General features: G+C 57.5%; 15 protein-coding genes and 1 riboswitch. Of the genes, 11 read left to right on the top strand and 4 right to left on the bottom strand.

The window, feature by feature from the left end; genetic code table 11:
- Positions 1–16 precede the first annotated feature (16 nt).
- Both crcB and EA20_RS19735 read right to left on the bottom strand, forming a co-directional pair.
- Entirely contained in the window at positions 17–394 is a 378-nt protein-coding gene (gene crcB, locus EA20_RS0112680; RefSeq protein WP_024967185.1) for a fluoride efflux transporter CrcB, read from the bottom strand.
- Between the two features lie 79 nt (positions 395–473).
- Positions 474–546, bottom strand: a riboswitch (Fluoride riboswitch).
- 717 nt (positions 547–1,263) lie between these two features.
- On the bottom strand, positions 1,264–2,874 hold the full coding sequence (locus EA20_RS19735; RefSeq protein ID WP_024967183.1) for an MFS transporter: 1,611 nt from the start codon (positions 2,872–2,874) through the stop codon (positions 1,264–1,266).
- A gap of 280 nt (positions 2,875–3,154) precedes the next feature.
- Between EA20_RS19735 and EA20_RS0112665 the strand changes: the two genes are divergently transcribed.
- The 8 genes from EA20_RS0112665 (at position 3,155) to crtB (ending at position 11,610) form a co-directional block, all read left to right on the top strand.
- Positions 3,155–3,919, top strand: coding sequence for an SDR family NAD(P)-dependent oxidoreductase (locus EA20_RS0112665; protein ID WP_024967182.1), 765 nt, complete (start codon positions 3,155–3,157; stop codon positions 3,917–3,919).
- Positions 3,920–3,970: 51 nt separating this feature from the next.
- Complete coding sequence (locus tag EA20_RS0112660) at positions 3,971–4,525, top strand: YtfJ family protein (protein ID WP_024967181.1); 555 nt, start codon at positions 3,971–3,973, stop codon at positions 4,523–4,525.
- 264 nt (positions 4,526–4,789) lie between these two features.
- The gene (locus tag EA20_RS0112650; RefSeq protein WP_024967180.1) at positions 4,790–5,695 is read left to right on the top strand and encodes a polyprenyl synthetase family protein; all 906 of its coding nucleotides are present in this window, start codon (positions 4,790–4,792) and stop codon (positions 5,693–5,695) included.
- Between the two features lie 36 nt (positions 5,696–5,731).
- A complete protein-coding gene (gene fni, locus EA20_RS0112645; protein WP_024967179.1) occupies positions 5,732–6,775 on the top strand; it encodes a type 2 isopentenyl-diphosphate Delta-isomerase in 1,044 nt (347 codons plus the stop codon).
- Positions 6,772–8,049 (top strand): glycosyltransferase, encoded by a 1,278-nt coding sequence (locus tag EA20_RS0112640; protein ID WP_024967178.1) that lies wholly within the window; start codon positions 6,772–6,774, stop codon positions 8,047–8,049. Before fni ends, EA20_RS0112640 begins: the two co-directional genes overlap by 4 nt.
- A complete protein-coding gene (gene crtY / locus EA20_RS0112635) occupies positions 8,043–9,209 on the top strand; it encodes a lycopene beta-cyclase CrtY (RefSeq protein WP_152540234.1) in 1,167 nt (388 codons plus the stop codon). Before EA20_RS0112640 ends, crtY begins: the two co-directional genes overlap by 7 nt.
- A complete protein-coding gene (locus EA20_RS0112630; RefSeq protein ID WP_024967176.1) occupies positions 9,209–10,690 on the top strand; it encodes a phytoene desaturase in 1,482 nt (493 codons plus the stop codon). The genes crtY and EA20_RS0112630 overlap by 1 nt, the downstream gene beginning before the upstream one ends.
- A complete protein-coding gene (crtB, locus tag EA20_RS0112625; protein ID WP_024967175.1) occupies positions 10,687–11,610 on the top strand; it encodes a 15-cis-phytoene synthase CrtB in 924 nt (307 codons plus the stop codon). The genes EA20_RS0112630 and crtB overlap by 4 nt, the downstream gene beginning before the upstream one ends.
- Here the strand turns inward: crtB and EA20_RS0112620 are convergent.
- Both EA20_RS0112620 and EA20_RS0112615 read right to left on the bottom strand, forming a co-directional pair.
- Entirely contained in the window at positions 11,549–12,082 is a 534-nt protein-coding gene (locus EA20_RS0112620) for a sterol desaturase family protein (protein WP_024967174.1), read from the bottom strand. The two genes, crtB and EA20_RS0112620, sit on opposite strands and share 62 nt — an antisense overlap.
- A 131-nt stretch (positions 12,083–12,213) precedes the next feature.
- Positions 12,214–12,897, bottom strand: a complete 684-nt coding sequence (locus EA20_RS0112615; RefSeq protein ID WP_024967173.1) for an SOS response-associated peptidase family protein — start codon at positions 12,895–12,897, stop codon at positions 12,214–12,216.
- Positions 12,898–12,970: 73 nt separating this feature from the next.
- On the opposite strand from EA20_RS0112615, the gene EA20_RS0112610 reads away from it, so the two are divergent.
- The 3 genes from EA20_RS0112610 to EA20_RS0112600 all read left to right on the top strand — a co-directional run bounded on the left by EA20_RS0112610 (position 12,971) and on the right by EA20_RS0112600 (position 15,494).
- Entirely contained in the window at positions 12,971–13,207 is a 237-nt protein-coding gene (locus tag EA20_RS0112610) for a hypothetical protein (RefSeq protein ID WP_024967172.1), read from the top strand.
- A gap of 288 nt (positions 13,208–13,495) precedes the next feature.
- On the top strand, positions 13,496–13,876 hold the full coding sequence (locus EA20_RS0112605; protein ID WP_024967171.1) for a YgiW/YdeI family stress tolerance OB fold protein: 381 nt from the start codon (positions 13,496–13,498) through the stop codon (positions 13,874–13,876).
- A 394-nt stretch (positions 13,877–14,270) separates the two neighbouring features.
- Positions 14,271–15,494, top strand: a complete 1,224-nt coding sequence (locus tag EA20_RS0112600) for a diguanylate phosphodiesterase (RefSeq protein WP_024967170.1) — start codon at positions 14,271–14,273, stop codon at positions 15,492–15,494.
- Positions 15,495–16,029: the final 535 nt, after the last annotated feature.

Here is a 16,029-nt window from a genome sequence, read left to right as displayed (position 1 = left end):
TTCACGCTTAGCTTCATCACAGGATTAGCGACACTACCCAGAAACCGGCAAATACCATCAGCAGCGAACCGACAACATGGATCAATACGGAAGTCATCGCCCAGAGATAATTCCCCGCCTGGAGTAGCGACATTATTTCCAGCGAGAAAGTGGAAAAAGTGGTCATACCGCCACAAAGCCCGGTCATGATCAGCAGTTTCCAGGCCGGATCGAGCTGGGGATGACGCAGAAAATAGACCATGGCCCCGCCGATAATAAACCCGCCGAGCAGGTTGACCACCAGGGTACCAGGCGGCAACGCTGGAAATAACGCGTTAAGACGTACGCCCAGTAGCCAGCGGATGACGCAGCCGACAGCCCCGCCAATCATAATGGCAATCACAGACTTGATCATAAGTTCCTCATTGGACAAGCGGCGAGGTGTGCATGGCGAAACCTTTCAGGCAGCCTGACCCTCTCCTTAGCAAAAAGAAGGCGTTTCAGGCGTCATCAGCCCCTTTCAAAGTGGGCGGTTGGAAAAGGTGGAACGCCCTCACCTTGCTGCGCAAGCCTAATCAGAATGGCCGTCTATTTCAAGCGTGGCGAAGGGGGCGGAAAAGCAGAGGTGCCAGCGAGGAGAAGTTTATATTCTTCGAGGGTTAAAGCGACTACATAACAGCAAAACCTGAGCAGTAGTGGCGGGATAACAGGAAACCGCTCAGAAGCGGCTCAAAAAAAGCGGGAACGCTTTTGCTCTCACCGAAGAAAAATTCACGCCGTTGCAGCGAGAGTAGCCGCAATGCCTGGCTGAAAAGATGTCAGAATGTTACGAATGAAAGTAAGCCTTTCTTATTGGTTGCCAGCGGCAAACTGAGGCTGCCGCAAACGCCAAGCGTAGCCCGTGGCAAGCCGTCGTAACGGACGTTTTCTCCATTCGCTTAAGGCCTTAGCCTTATCAAAAGATCACCGTAAGGATCACTGTCCAGACAAGCACACAGCCGACTATTATTGCCAACCAAACTTTGCCTCTGGTAGATAACCAACCCTTCATAAGCTGCCCTGAACTGTTCACTGAGTTAGGGCTAGTATAAACATTCGCAAAGAGCGGTCAACTTTTCAGAATTTCCTGAATGCAAAAAAATAAAATTACTGAACTTAACGGAAATTTAAGACCATCACCAAGCCAGGTACTCCCGAAAATTACCCGTTAATCAGGTTTTCAACCGCTGCAGGCCCTTGACTGACTTGCAGAAAATGTTTGAGACGAAGAAGAATTACACTTTTTTATTGGCGTTTCGTCAGGTTTGGTCCCGGCTTCTCCTCTTCTTTACCCGTTTCCGTGGACTGGACCGGCTCATCAGCCCCATCCCGCCTCAGAACGGCTTTAGTCAGCTCAACAGATTTTGTCCGGTCAGCAGCGTTATCAGGCAGCGAATCCGCGCTAACCGTCTCAGCGAAGACGTCAGGCTGCGTACGCCCGCCCGGACTGCCGGGCGCTGCGCCAGCGGTTGTAGCGCGGGTCAGTTCATCAGGAGCTGGCGTCACAGCATCAACGGCCGGTTCCGCCTGCGCCGTATCAAACTCAGTCAGATCGTCAGGCTCTGCGCTGTCGGCATTCTCTTCAGCCAGATCGCCGGTATTAATCATCGCAGCCTGGATCTCTTCTTCGGTATTGGTGGGATTCAGCGCGGCGGCCAGCGGCGAACTGGCCATGGTATCCGGCATCGGGACGTGCGGCACCGGCGGCTCACTGCTCTGCTGGTGGGTCGTACTGCGATACCAGCTCATTCCGGCAATAACCAGCCCGCAGAGGCAGAAGAAGAGGTAAAGCATATTGCCGCCCAGCGGCTGCATAACCGCGCCAACGCCCAGCGGCCCGATACAGGCCCCGACGCCAAATGCCATCAGCAGACAGGCGGTGAGCGACACGCGACGTTCCGGAACCACGCTGTCGTTAGCCATCGCCACCACCAGCGGATAGAGCGAAAACTGCATCATGCTGGCAATAAAGGCCGCACCGATCACCCAGGCGACGTTAACCAGCGAGGGTAACGTCAGCGGCAGCGCCGCCAGCGCATAGAGCAAGGCGGTAATAAACAGCAGACGGTGGCGATCCACCCGGTCAGAGAGCCAGCTCAGCGGAAACTGCGAGATCAGACCGGCAAAAATCGTGATGCCCATAAACAGACCGGTTTGCTGGGTCGTGAAGCCCAGTTGGCTGGTATAGACCGGCGCCAGCCCATAAAAAGCGCCAACCGCCATGCCGGTCACCAGCGTCATAAATAAAATTTTGGGAATAGTGGTGAAAAAGTAGCCCAGCTCCATCGGCGCGGGAGACATCGGCTGCACCTTGGTCCGGGTAGTCAGGGCGATAGGCACCAGGCAGAGCGCAAAGCAGAGCGCCACAATAATCAGGCTGCTGGGACCGGAGCCAATCTGGGTCATCAGTATAATCTGGCCTGCCGCCAGCCCCAGGTAGGTGGCCACCATATAGAAGCCGAAAATCAGGCCTCGCTGTCCCGCCTCCGCCTGATCGTTAAGCCAGCTCTCCAGCACCATATACTGGCACATCATGCAGAGCCCGATAATCATACGCAGGAAAATCCAGAGCGGCAGAATGTCAGTCAGGCCATGGCCTAATACTGAGGCGGTGATGATCCCGGCGCAGGCGACGTAGGCGCGAATATGGCCGACGCGGGCGATCAGGTTGTGCCCAACCTTACCGCCAATCACCAGACCAATATAGTTAGCCGCAATAATCGCCCCGATCATTCCGCCGCTCACCTGCTCGCTGGCAAGCCGCAGGGAAATATAGGTCGTCAGCAGACCGGATCCCAGTAGCATCAGTAGCGTGGTGGTATAGAGAGGTAAAAACGTGCCCAGCACTTTTTTCATGACGGTTCCCTGTCGCATTGGTTGGGAGAAAAGAGTATTTGCTCCTAAACAGTAGCCGCATCCGTGACGATCGGCCAATCCAGGGTGACGCCTTTCTCTGGCCGTTTCTGGGTGTGAAGCATTGAAAGACGTATACATTCCTGACCAGCCTCACCGGCGATCTTTTCAGCAAACGCTATGCAGATAACGCCTGAACAGAGCAGATCGCTTGCGCTTCCCGTTGGGTTTGCCAGGTTTATAAAGTGATTTTGCAACCTATTAACCCGAACAGGAGGTCAACATGGCGCGTTTTACGCAGAAAGTGGTGATAGTGACAGGCGCAGGTTCTGGCATTGGCGAGGCGACCGCGCAGCGCTTTGCCCGTGAGGGCGCGTCCGTGGTGCTGGTGGGCCGCACCCGCGAGAAGCTTGAAAAAGCGCTGACAACCCTTTCCGCTGGTGACCATCTGATCGCCGCATGCGATGTGGGCGAAGCCGATCAGGTCAAAGCGCTGGCGGAGGAAGTTGTGGCGAAATATGGCCACGTTGACGTGCTGGTCAACAATGCGGGCATCATCGTTCAGGGCCGCATCCACGAGGTTGAGCTGGATGCGTGGCGAAAAATGATGAAAATCGATCTGGATGGCGTCTTCCACTGCGTCCATTACTTTATGCCCGCGCTGCTGAAGACGCAGGGAAACGTCGTGAACATCTCCTCAGTCTCCGGAATGGGTGGCGACTGGGGCATGAGTGTTTATAATGCCGCCAAGGGTGCCGTCACCAACTTCACCCGTGCGCTGGCGATGGATTACGGCAAAGATGGCGTGCGCGTTAATGCTATCTGTCCCGGCTTTACCCTGACCGAACTGACCAAAGATATGGAAGAGGATCAGGCCCTGCTGAACAAATTTTATGAGCGTATCCCGCTGAACCGCGCCGGGCAGCCTGAGGATATCGCCGATGCGATCGCCTTTATTGCCAGTGACGATGCCCGCTATATTACCGGCGTCAACCTGCCTGTCGACGGAGGGATTACGGCCTCAAACGGCCAGCCCAAACAGGCCTGATCGCACAGGGACTTTTATGGCGGCACCGCGTGCCGCCTTCCGGAGAACACCATGCCCGTTCGCCTTACCCTCTTTATCCTCACCTTTTTTGCGATCTCCTGTGCCTCCGCGCATAACCTTGTGAACGGCAAACCCGTGCCGCCTGTCGGCATCGCAGCTAACGGTGAGCTGACCTATCAGCAGGCGGAGTTCAGCTATCTGCCGTGGAACAGCGCGCATCTGCCAGGGAAAGTTCGCGTTGTGCTGCACCTTGCCGGACGAATGACTGCCAAAGAGCAGAATGAACCGCTGACGCAGGCGCTGGCCGGGTTACGTCTCCCGGCTGATCGCTACCAGACCACGCTGATAGTCAACACCGACGATGCCGTTCCCGGCAGCGCCATGTTTGTGCGCGCCAGCCTGAAGAGCAGTAAAAAAGAGTCTCCCTGGACGCAATTTATCATCGACGACCAGGGATCGGCGCGCAAAGCCTGGCAGCTGAAAGAGGAAGGCTCGGCGGTTATCGTGCTGGATAAAGAGGGGAAAGTGCGTTTTGCCAGGGACGGTGCGCTGTCGCCAGCGGAAGTGCGTGAAGTCGTTGCGCTGCTCTCATCCTTACTGACGTGATAAGCGGCCCGCTTCAGGCGGGAAAGCGGCTGCCATCAGCAAATCTCCCCATCATTTTCTCGCCGGGAGCGAGCGCAATTTCTTGATAATCATCTAGTCTTATCCATAGCGGCCTTATATAACAGGTCATGTGGCCATTTGTCGCACCTTAACCGGATGCCCTCCTGCTCCTCATCCGATTGCTGAACAGCAAGCAGGCCCGGACTATGAGCGCCTCCGGTTATGACCATTTAAACAGCACCAGCGTAACCAGTAAGAGTGACCATGACCGTCAATGCAGAAAAATCCCTGAATCAGGAAACGGAACTGCTGGCCCTGCGCGACGCGCTGAACAGCCGCCTCGACCGCCTTCTGCCGCCAGGTGGCGAACGCGACCGGGTCAGTGCCGCTATGCGTGAAGGCACGCTGGCACCCGGCAAGCGTATTCGTCCTTTGCTGCTCCTCCTTGCTGCCCACGACCTGGGCTGTGATAAATCTCATCCGGGCCTGCTCGATCTGGCCTGCGCTGTGGAGATGGTGCACTCCGCCTCGCTGATCCTGGACGACATTCCCTGTATGGATAACGCCACGCTGCGACGCGGCAGGCCAACTATCCACCGCCAGTATGGTCAGGATGTGGCGATACTGGCGGCCGTGGCGCTGCTCAGTAACGCCTTCGGTATTATCGCTTCTGCGGAGGGACTGCCCGCCGACTGCCGGGCGCAGGCGGTAACGCAGCTCTCCTCGGCGGTCGGCCTGCAGGGGCTTGTTCAGGGGCAGTTTCAGGATTTAAACGAAGGTGGCGATATGCGCAGCCCGACGGCAATCGCCAGAACCAACGATCTTAAGACCAGCATGCTGTTTGATGCCACGCTGCAAATGGCCGCCCTTGCCGCCGACGCTTCGCCGTTAGTGCGCCAGAAGCTGCGCTACTTTGCTCAGGATTTGGGGCAAGCTTTCCAGCTTTTAGACGATCTTGCTGACAGTCACGCTGGAACAGGCAAAGATCCGCACCAGGACGAGGGAAAATCGACACTGGTCGCCCTGCTGGGCGCCGAGGTCGTCCATCAGCGTCTGCGTGACCATCTGAACAGCGCCGACAGACACTTCGCCTATGTGTGCGATAAGGGTCTGGCGACCCGGCATTTCATGCATAGCTGGTTCGAGCAGCAGCTTGCCGCGTTCGGCTGAGGCTTTTTTAATAATGAGTGACCCGGTGGAGAGCCAATGAAGGACGCGGATCTGATTCAGCGAAAAAACGATCACCTTGATATTGTGTTAAATCCAGCGCAGGCCGTCAGTAAGGTGCGTACGGGTTTCGCCTCGTGGCGCTTTGACCACTGCGCCCTGCCCGAGTTGGACTATGACGCTGTCGATCTGAGCACCTCGCTTTTTGGCCGCCGGATGAGTGCGCCGCTGGTGATCAGTTCTATGACGGGCGGCGCGCAGCGCGCAGAGGAGATTAACCGCCATCTGGCCGCCGCCGCGCAGGCGCTCGGCCTGGCGATGGGCGTCGGATCGCAGCGCGTGGCGCTGGAGAGCGACGTTGATTTTGGCCTGAACAGCCAGCTGCGCGACATCGCCCCTGATATTCCGCTGCTGGCAAATCTGGGCGCGGCGCAGATTGCCCAGCCGCACGGACTCGACTATGCCCGGCGGGCCGTCGACATGATCGGGGCCGATGCGCTGATTGTGCATCTGAATCCGCTGCAGGAAGTGCTGCAGACCGGCGGCGATCGTAACTGGCTTGGCATTACGGAGGCGCTCGCCCGTCTGGCCAGCGATCTGGACGTTCCCGTGGTGGTCAAAGAAGTTGGCGCGGGGCTGTCGCCGGTTGTGGCGCAGCGCCTGGCCGCGGCTGGCATCGCCATGCTGGACGTGGCGGGCGCGGGCGGCACCAGCTGGGCGGCGGTGGAGGGTGAGCGTGCCGCCAGCGCTCATGCGCGTGCCGTCGCCATGGCCTTTGCCGACTGGGGAATCCCCACTTCGGTCGCGCTGCGGGAGATCCGCCAGGTCCTGCCGGATATTCCCCTGATCGCTTCTGGCGGCATCGCCGACGGCATTGATGTGGCGAAAGCGATCGCGCTGGGTGCCGATCTGGTCGGGCTGGCTGCCGCCATTCTGCCCAGCGCCAGCATCTCCGGCGAGGCGGTAATGGCACGTTTCCAGATCATCATCGATCAGCTGAGAACGGCCTGCTTCTGTACCGGCAGCGCCAGTTTCCTCACGCTGCGCGACGCTCCCCTGCGCTATACGGGAAGTGAGACATGAGTCATTACGCCGTTATCGCTCCACCGCTTTTCAGCCACCAGCGCGCGCTTCAGGCGCTGGCGCAGGAACTGATGGCGCGCGGTCACCGCCTCACATTTATTCAACAGGTTGAAGCCCGCACGCTACTGAGCGATCCGCATATCGACTTCCTGCCCGTTGGCGAAACCACGCACCCGCCGGGTACGCTTGCCCGCACGCTGAGTCTGGCCGCCAGCCCGGGCGGCCTCTCGGTACTCAGCCTGATCGAGGATATGGCGCGTAATACCGATATGCTCTGTAAAACGCTGCCCGCCGCGCTGGAAAAACTGCATGTCGATGGGCTGATTGTCGATCAGATGGAGCCAGCCGGCGCGCTGGTCGCTGAGGCGCTGGGGCTGCCTTTCGTTTCGGTGGCCTGCGCGCTGCCGGTCAACCGGGAGCCGGGCCTGCCGCTGCCGGTAATGCCTTTTGATTACGCCACCGGCGAACGGGCGCTGAAACGCTATGCCACCAGCCAGCGCATCTATGACTGGATGATGCGCCGGCACAACCGGGTGATTAACCGTCATGCGCGGGCTTTCGGCCTCTCTGCCAGACAAGGCCTGCATGAATGCCTGTCGCCACTGGCACAGATCAGCCAGACCCTGCCCGCCCTTGACTTTCCCCGCCGCGCCCTGCCGGTGGGATATCATGCGGTCGGCCCGCTTCGTCCAGCCCCGGCCGCCAGCGGCGAAAGCTGGCCGGTTTCGCCTGACGCCCCTTTTGTCTTCGCCTCGCTTGGTACCCTGCAGGGCCATCGCTTCCGCCTGTTCAGAACCATCGCCCGCGCCTGCCATTCGCTGGGCGTACAGCTGCTTATCGCCCACTGCGGCGGCCTCAGCGCCACTCAGTGCGACGCCTTAAAAGCCAGCGGTGCGACCTGGGTGACCGATTTCGCCGATCAGCCTGCCGTTCTGAAGCAGGCGCAGGTGGTGATCACCCACGGCGGGCTGAATACCGTCGCGGACGCGATAGCGAGCCTGACGCCCATCCTGACCGTGCCCATCGCCTTCGATCAGCCTGGCGTGGCGGCCCGGGTGGTCTGGCGCGGCATTGGCCGTCGGGTATCGCGTTTTTGCAGCAGTGACACCATGGCGAAGAACCTCAGCGTGCTGCTTGAGGATGGAAGCTACCGGCTGCGGCTGGATGCGCTACAGCCGCAGCTAAAAAAAGCGGGCGGTACCGCCAGAGCGGCAGAGATTGTTGAACAGGCGATGGGCTCGACCACGCAGGCACTGGCCGGGGGGGCGTGGTGAAACAGTGGGATTTAATCCTGGCCGGCGGTGGCCTGGCGAATGGCCTGATCGCCCTTCGTCTGCTTGAGCGTCAGCCTTCGCTCAAGATCCTGATGCCTGAAAATGGCCCACAGCCCGGCGGCAACCATACCTGGTCATTCCATCAGCACGATCTGACGCCAGAACAGCATCACTGGATTGCGCCTCTGGTGGCGCACCGCTGGGACGGTTATGACGTGCAGTTTCCTGAGTTTACCCGCACGCTGGAAGGAGGCTATCTGACGGTTACTTCCACGCAGTTTGCGCAGGTTATCCGCAACCTGCCCGGCCTGCATTTTCAGCCGGATGCCGAGGTGGTTTCACTTGCTCCCGATCGGATCACGCTGGCGGGTGGCGAAGTCCACACGGCACGAGCGGTCATCGATGGGCGAGGCTACCAGCCCAGCCCGCATCTCCAGGCGGGGTTTCAGTCTTTTCTTGGCCAGGAGTGGCAGCTGCATCGTCCACACGGCCTGACCCGCCCCATTCTGATGGATGCCACGGTCGATCAGCTTGAAGGTTATCGCTTCGTCTATACGCTGCCGCTTACCGCCGATCGCGTACTGATTGAGGATACTCACTATATCGACAGTGCGGCGCTGAATATCAGCGATGCACGCGAGCGGATTGCCGCCTATGCCGCCAGCAAAGGGATGGGGCTGAAAACGTTACTTCGTGAAGAACAGGGTAATCTGCCGATCACGCTGGCGGGTGCGCCTCAGGCATACTGGCAGCAGAGAGAGGGCCAGCCGTGCAGCGGCATGCGTGCCGGCCTTTTTCATCCCACCACCGGCTATTCACTGCCGCTGGCCGCGGCGCTGGCCGATCGGATTGCCGCTGAGCCTCTGCACGATCATGCGGCGCTTGCTGGCGTTATCCGGCAGTTCGCCCTGCAACAGTGGCAGCGGCAGCGTTTCTTCCGGCTGCTTAACCGTATGCTGTTTCTGGCTGGCCCGCCCGCCCGACGCTGGCGGGTTATGCAACGTTTTTACCGTCTTGATGACGGGCTGATTGCCCGGTTTTACGCCGGGCATCCGACGCTAAAAGATATGGCACGGATCCTCACAGGCAAGCCACCGGTTCCGGTTGGCGAAGCTCTGCGGGCCGTGCTCAAGCACACTCCCCGGCTGCGAGCCTATTAATGAACAGAACGATTGTAATTGGCGCCGGTTTCGGCGGACTGGCATTAGCTATCCGGCTTCAGGCCTCCGGCATTCCCACGCTGCTGCTTGAAGGGCGTGATAAGCCCGGCGGCCGCGCCTACGTTTACCAGGATCGGGGCTTCACTTTTGACGCCGGTCCGACCGTGATCACCGATCCGACAGCGATAGAAGAGCTGTTCACCTTAGCGGGTAAACGGCTGGAAGATTACGTGGAGCTGATGCCGGTGAAGCCGTTTTACCGGCTCTGCTGGGAATCGGGCAAGGTACTGGATTATGACAACGATCAGCCCGCCCTTGAAGCGCAGATCGCCCGCTTCAATCCGCGCGACGTTGAAGGCTATCAGCGTTTCCTCGACTATTCCCGTGCCGTGTTTAAAGAGGGCTATCTGAAGCTGGGCACCGTCCCCTTTCTGTCGTTTCGCGATATGCTGCGTGCCGGCCCTCAGCTGGCGCGCCTTCAGGCCTGGCGCAGCGTTTACAGCATGGTGTCATCCTTTATCGAAGAGGAGCATCTTCGCCAGGCGTTTTCCTTCCACTCCCTGCTGGTTGGCGGCAACCCGTTCAGCACCTCCTCGATTTACACGCTGATCCACGCGCTGGAGCGGGAATGGGGCGTCTGGTTCCCGCGCGGCGGCACGGGCGCGCTGGTCGCGGGCATGGTGAAACTTTTTGAGGATCTGGGCGGCGAAATGGCGCTTAATGCTCACGTCAGCCAGATGGAAACCCAGGGTGACAAAATTTCTGCCGTCACGCTGGCCGACGGTCGCCGCTTCGAAACGCCTGCCGTCGCCTCAAACGCTGACGTGGTACACACCTACGAGAAGCTGCTCGCCGGGCATCCCCGTGGCCGCTCACGTGCCGCGTCGCTCAAGCGCAAGCGCATGAGCAACTCCCTGTTCGTTATCTATTTTGGCCTGAATCATCATCACAGTCAGTTGGCCCACCATACGGTCTGCTTCGGCCCGCGCTATAAGGAGCTGATCAACGATATTTTTAACCGCGATACGCTGGCAGACGATTTCTCACTTTATCTTCATGCTCCCTGCGTCACCGATCCCTCCCTTGCGCCCGAAGGCTGTGGCAGCTATTACGTGCTGGCGCCTGTCCCGCATCTTGGCACCGCCGATCTCGACTGGGAAAAAGAGGGGCCGCGTCTGCGCGATCGCATTTTTGAGTATCTGGAGAAGCACTATATGCCCGGCCTGCGTGAGCAGCTTGTCACCCACCGCATCTTTACGCCTTTTGATTTCCGCGACGAGTTAGGCGCACATCAGGGGTCGGCGTTTTCGGTCGAGCCGATCCTGACCCAGAGCGCCTGGTTCCGTCCCCACAATCGTGACAGCCAGATTGCGAATCTCTACCTGGTCGGTGCTGGCACGCATCCGGGCGCTGGGGTGCCTGGCGTGATTGGTTCCGCAAAAGCGACCGCCGGCCTGATGCTTGAGGATCTGGCGCCATGAATCAGCCCCTGCTTGAGCACGCCACGCAAACCATCGCGGTTGGGTCAAAAAGCTTCGCCACCGCCGCCAAACTGTTTGATGCCAGAACACGGCGCGGGGCGCTGATGCTTTACGCCTGGTGCAGGCACTGCGACGATGTGATTGATGGTCAGGAGATGGGCTTTACCGCGCCCGCAGCTGAAGGGACGCCTGATGAACGTCTGGAACGGCTGCGCAGCCTGACGCACCAGGCCTTTCAGGGCGTCACGATGGAACAACCCGCCTTTGCGGCGTTCCAGGAGGTTGCCCTCGCCAGCGCTATTCCTGAACGGGTGGCATTCGATCATCTTGAAGGCTATGCCATGGACGTTCGCGATGAACATTATCTGACCTTTGACGATACCCTGCGCTATTGCTATCACGTGGCGGGCGTGGTGGGGCTGATGATGGCCCAGGTGATGGGCGTACGGGATGAGGCGGTGCTGGATCGCGCCTGCGATCTGGGGCTGGCATTTCAGCTGACCAATATCGCCCGCGATATCGTTGAGGATGCCCAGGCGGGACGCTGTTATCTGCCCGCTGACTGGCTTGCCGCTGAGGGGCTGAGCTTACAGAACTATGCTCATCCCACTCACCGCGCCGCACTGGCCAGGCTGGCTGCAAGGCTGGTTGCCGAAGCGGAACCTTACTACGCCTCGGCCCGCGCCGGGCTGGCGGGCCTGCCGCTGCGGTCAGCCTGGGCGATTGCCACCGCGCGCGGCGTCTATCGGGAAATCGGCGTTAAGGTACGCCGTGCGGGTGAAGGGGCCTGGGATCGCCGCCAGGGCACCAGCAAAGCGGAAAAGCTGGGGCTGCTGATCGCTGGCGCAGGGCTGGCCGTTACTTCCCGTCTTGTGCCGGCGTCTCCGCGTCCTGCCGGGTTGTGGCAGCGTCCCCGCTAACTGGTTTACCGTGCCGCTGGCGGAGCGTCTGTTGTAGTTTGGTCAGTGGCGGCGCGTAGAGGAAACCAAAAGAGACGCAGCCCTCCTTACCTCTGACCGCATGGTGCATCCGGTGGGCCATATAAAGCCGCTTCAGGTAGCCTTTTCGTGGGATATAGCGAAAAGGCCAGCGCTGATGCACCAGCCCATCATGAACGATAAAATAGAGCGCGCCGTAAGCTGTCATCCCGGCACCAATCCACTGCAGCGGCCAGTAGCCTACCGATCCCAGATAGATCAGGCCAATCGCCAGGGCGGCAAAGACCACCGCATAGAGATCGTTCAGCTCAAAGCCGCCCTCATGCGGTTCATGATGGGAATGGTGCCAACCCCATCCCCAGCTATGCATAATATATTTGTGGGCAAGCGCGGCCACAATTTCCATGACAACAATGGTAAACAGGACGATCAGAGTGTTATACAGCCAGAGCATATGTTTCGCACTTTTCCATAGTGATGATTTTTAAGCTTAACGGATAAAAACCGCTTTGGCAGAAGAATCTGGCAATGGATTCTTCTGACCTGCTTTACCCTGCCAGGTTCTGACGGACTTCCGGTGACGGCTCACCCCAGCGGCCGATCTGCTTCGTCGATAAGCGCCGCGCCCTGATTTTTCACACTGCCGACGCTTACCGACACGGGGTGCCAGCTGAACGCCTCTGCCGGCAGAGAAGCGTCGTGGGCAATTTCCTGAGCCTGCCCGGGGTGGGTGGCGGGGTTAAGCCAGTCCGGAATGGCGTCGGCGCGAAGGACCAGAGGCCGGCGATCGTGAATATCCACCAGGCCTTTCTCGCTGGCCGCCGTAACGATAACAAAGCCTTCTTTACCTGACGCCTGGTGATAGGGCGCTTTGCCAATGGCGGCAAAAAAGATCGGTTTGCCGGAGGCAGGATAGATAAAATAAGGCTGTTTCTTATTACCGACCCGCTTCCACTCATACCAGCCATCCGCCATTACCACAGCGCGTCCATGTTGCCAGAGCGGCTTGAACATACGTCCGGTCGCCGCCGTTTCCACTCTGGCGTTGATCAGCGGCGGTTTGTTCCACCATTCCGGCCCATATCCCCAGTACACCGGATCGAGACAGAGTGTGTCCTCCCGCTGATTGAGAAGCAGTACCCGGCTGCCGGGCGCAATGTTATAGCGGCCTGTCGGCTCGGGATCGTAAACTATCGTGCGCTGTATATCGCCGGGCAGTTCGTCCAGATAGGTTTCACGCGTTCTGTATTGAGTAAAACGTCCACACATAGCGGCCTCCTGTTTTAAGAATAGCGTCATATACTTAACTGGATAACTTTTAACAGGCTCAGGAGAATGATTAATGAAGACGTACCAGGTAACCTATAACGGACTCGCATTCGACGCTGAATTCAGCGAAACCACCACTGCTGATAAAGTGGATAAAACCTTAGCCATTCCCGTTAACGATCAAAGCGCGGCCTCCTTTGATGCTCTGCCGGATGGGCAGCGTTTCAGCTTTACGGGAGAGGATCGTGTCAGCGGCGATTATGTTCTGACGGAAAAAGCGCCGGAACACTATATTTTCACCAACGTTTAGGCTTCAGCTTCCCCGCCAGGTTTCCGGCTAGTCGGTCTGGATCCGGTAATCTCTGGATCCAGACTATTGCGTCCCGGCAGTCACTCTTCTCCCTCGCCGTGCAGCGTTTGTTCTTTTCCTGAAAAGCCGCCTGACGCAATCTTTTTAGCCTGTTGGTTTATCAACGCCGGCTCCGCCCTGTTGTATATCCTCGCCAAAAACCGCACTTTTAATGCGGCCTTAAGGATTTGTTAAGATCTCCCTGATACTCTGTGTATCCACCATCAGATGACTACAAGGAAATAAGTCATGAAAAACACGTTAATTGCCATTGTTCTTGGCACGCTTTCACTCGGCGCCTTCGCTCAGACAGGCTTTGTTGCTCCGGATAATACAACTACCACGCAAAGCGGTTTTAAAGGCCCCACGCCCGGCCTCTCCTCTGTTGCCCAGGCTAAAACGCTACGGGATGACGCCTGGGTAGTGCTTGAAGGCAACGTTGTCAGACAGCTTGGCCATGAGCTTTATGAGTTTCGCGACAGCACTGGCGTTATCACTGTTGATATTGATGACAAGCGCTGGCTGGGGCAAAGCGCCACGCCAACGGATAAGGTGCGCATCGAAGGTGAAGTTGACAAGGACTGGAACAGCGTTGAGATCGATGTGAAGCGCCTTCAGGTTCTGAAATAATCCGCTGAAATTCGATAAAGGCTGACTCGCTTATTAAGCGAGTCAGCCTTTTTCTCACCTCTTTACTGCAAAATCCCCCAGACAGAGTAGCGTTCGCTTTTACCCCGCCGGCACCACCTGCGCTACTGGCACGCCTGTGCTCCCCTGTTCGCTACAACAGAGCGCTTCTGCCCTCCTCTTTTCACTGACCTGGCTGAATAGCAGCGGCAAAAAAAGCGTAAATTACCGGCTTTAGCCGCAGAAAAAATGTACACGCCGGGCTGCCCGTGATATTACATTTCGCCAAAATGTCTGTGGCCGGTTAACGCTGCCGTCAGCATTAGCAAAGACCCACAAAATTACAGAAACTTCTGGTAATGTATATGGCCTGAAAGCGGAGCGCCTGGAAAACGATATGTTGTCAACACTCATCTACCGCAGTCATCTTTATGATGACGTACCGATGAAATCCCTGAAAGAACTGGTTAACAAAGCAAATAAATTCAATGAGCTGCTTGGCGTAACGGGCATATTGCTTTTTAACGGCACCCACTTTTTTCAGTTGCTCGAAGGTCCGGAAGAGGCCGTCAGCCAGATTTACGATCGCATTTGCGAAGACAAGCGGCACCATAATGTCGTCCAGCTGATGCGGGACTACGCGCCTGCCCGACGCTTCGGCAATGCCGGTATGGAGCTTTTCGATTTAACTAAATACGATCGCCCCTCCGTGCTTGAAGCCGTGCTGGATAAAGGGACCTCAAAATATCAGCTGACTTACGATGACAGAGCGCTGCAGTTTCTCCGCTCTTTTGTTGAGTCAAAAGAACGTGAAAACTATTTTGAAATTCCGCTTGATGGCTCCTGGGATTTTATTCCCGACACCAGCAGGGAAATTGACGGAGGTCCGGCGCTTGCCCGTCAGGAAGCGTTCAGCTTTGCTTTTCAGCCGATTATCGATCCGCTGGCGTTAGAGATCGTCTCGCTTGAAGCGCTGATCCGCACGCCAGAGGGCGGCTCGCCCCATGAATATTTTGCTCAGCTACCCCAGGAAGATATTTACGAAGCGGACCTGAAAGCCAAAAAGCTCGCCTTTGCCATGGCAAAAAATTTAGGGATGGAAGGGCTGACGCTCTCGATTAACCTGTTGCCGATGTCGCTGGTGATGGTGCCCAATGCCGTGGAATTTCTGCTTCAGGAGATCCATGCAAATGGCCTGGTTCCTGAGCAGATCGTGGTGGAAGTGACGGAAAACGAAGTAATTTCCCGCATTGATGAGTTCGAAACGGCCATCAGGCAGTTGAAATCAGCGGGCATGAGTCTGGCAATCGATGACTTTGGCGCCGGTTCAGCCGGGTTGCTGCTGCTCGCCAGGATCCAGCCAGATACGATTAAAATCGACCGTAGCCTGATTTCTGACGTGCATAAGAGCGGCCCGAAACAGGCGATTTTGCAGGCGATCCTGAAATGCTGCTCGGCGCTTGAAATCTCGGTGATTGCCGAGGGCGTTGAGAAGCCGGAGGAGTGGATGTGGCTGGAGTCCGCCGGCATCTTTAACTTCCAGGGATTTCTTTTCGCCCGGCCCAGGCTTAACGGCATTCCCGCCGTCGCCTGGCCAGAAAAGCTCAATCCGTTAGGCTGACAGGCGCGGTAATCTGCCTGCTTTTGATAGCGTCGTGCTCTCCCCGCCCTGCGACGAGCTTTCCCCGAAGAATGAGCCTGTTAGGGGTTCATCTTGTCGGGGAGAGAAATAGCGGTTCTGCACGTCACGCTGGAGAACACCTTTCACTGGAGAGCCACATCGCTTTACCAGCGCCTGACGCGTTAAAAGGCCTCCTTTACCGGACGGATAATGCCGCTGCAAGCGGCACGATCTTTTCCCGCGACATTACAGGCTTTTCTGAAAAATTCAGTTTGACAATCAACCTTATTAGACGCTATCTGGTTCCTTGATACGGCAATAAAAAATGCTGTATGAAGCGGGCCTCTCCTGTGAAAAAGTCTTTTTGAGCGTACGCGGGATGGCCCTATCTGACGCTTCCTTCAGTCATCTCGATCAGTGAAAACAGGATGATGCTCTTTCCTTTCCGTTCCCGCTGCTGAGTAACCCACCAGCGTGACAAAATCCTTAATAAAATTAACAAAAACAATCACAACAAATAAACAAAACGCCTTTA

The sequence above is a fragment of the Pantoea sp. IMH genome (genome assembly GCF_000599885.1).
GTDB lineage: Bacteria > Pseudomonadota > Gammaproteobacteria > Enterobacterales > Enterobacteriaceae > Erwinia.
Note: the sequence above shows the minus strand (reverse complement) of the source record. Positions and strands in the feature narration are given on the sequence as shown.

What these genes read in the sequence shown, in the direction of transcription:
- EA20_RS0112630 (WP_024967176.1), top strand. Translation starts at nt 9,209, where the DNA reads ATGAACAGAACGATTGTAATTGGCGCCGGTTTCGGCGGACTGGCATTA.
- EA20_RS0112640 (WP_024967178.1), top strand. Translation starts at nt 6,772, where the DNA reads ATGAGTCATTACGCCGTTATCGCTCCACCGCTTTTCAGCCACCAGCGC.
- crcB (WP_024967185.1), bottom strand. Translation starts at nt 394, where the DNA reads ATGATCAAGTCTGTGATTGCCATTATGATTGGCGGGGCTGTCGGCTGC.
- crtB (WP_024967175.1), top strand. Translation starts at nt 10,687, where the DNA reads ATGAATCAGCCCCTGCTTGAGCACGCCACGCAAACCATCGCGGTTGGG.
- EA20_RS19735 (WP_024967183.1), bottom strand. Translation starts at nt 2,874, where the DNA reads ATGAAAAAAGTGCTGGGCACGTTTTTACCTCTCTATACCACCACGCTA.
- EA20_RS0112605 (WP_024967171.1), top strand. Translation starts at nt 13,496, where the DNA reads ATGAAAAACACGTTAATTGCCATTGTTCTTGGCACGCTTTCACTCGGC.
- EA20_RS0112615 (WP_024967173.1), bottom strand. Translation starts at nt 12,897, where the DNA reads ATGTGTGGACGTTTTACTCAATACAGAACGCGTGAAACCTATCTGGAC.
- EA20_RS0112600 (WP_024967170.1), top strand. Translation starts at nt 14,271, where the DNA reads ATGTTGTCAACACTCATCTACCGCAGTCATCTTTATGATGACGTACCG.
- EA20_RS0112650 (WP_024967180.1), top strand. Translation starts at nt 4,790, where the DNA reads ATGACCGTCAATGCAGAAAAATCCCTGAATCAGGAAACGGAACTGCTG.
- EA20_RS0112610 (WP_024967172.1), top strand. Translation starts at nt 12,971, where the DNA reads ATGAAGACGTACCAGGTAACCTATAACGGACTCGCATTCGACGCTGAA.
- EA20_RS0112660 (WP_024967181.1), top strand. Translation starts at nt 3,971, where the DNA reads ATGCCCGTTCGCCTTACCCTCTTTATCCTCACCTTTTTTGCGATCTCC.
- EA20_RS0112620 (WP_024967174.1), bottom strand. Translation starts at nt 12,082, where the DNA reads ATGCTCTGGCTGTATAACACTCTGATCGTCCTGTTTACCATTGTTGTC.
- EA20_RS0112665 (WP_024967182.1), top strand. Translation starts at nt 3,155, where the DNA reads ATGGCGCGTTTTACGCAGAAAGTGGTGATAGTGACAGGCGCAGGTTCT.
- fni (WP_024967179.1), top strand. Translation starts at nt 5,732, where the DNA reads ATGAAGGACGCGGATCTGATTCAGCGAAAAAACGATCACCTTGATATT.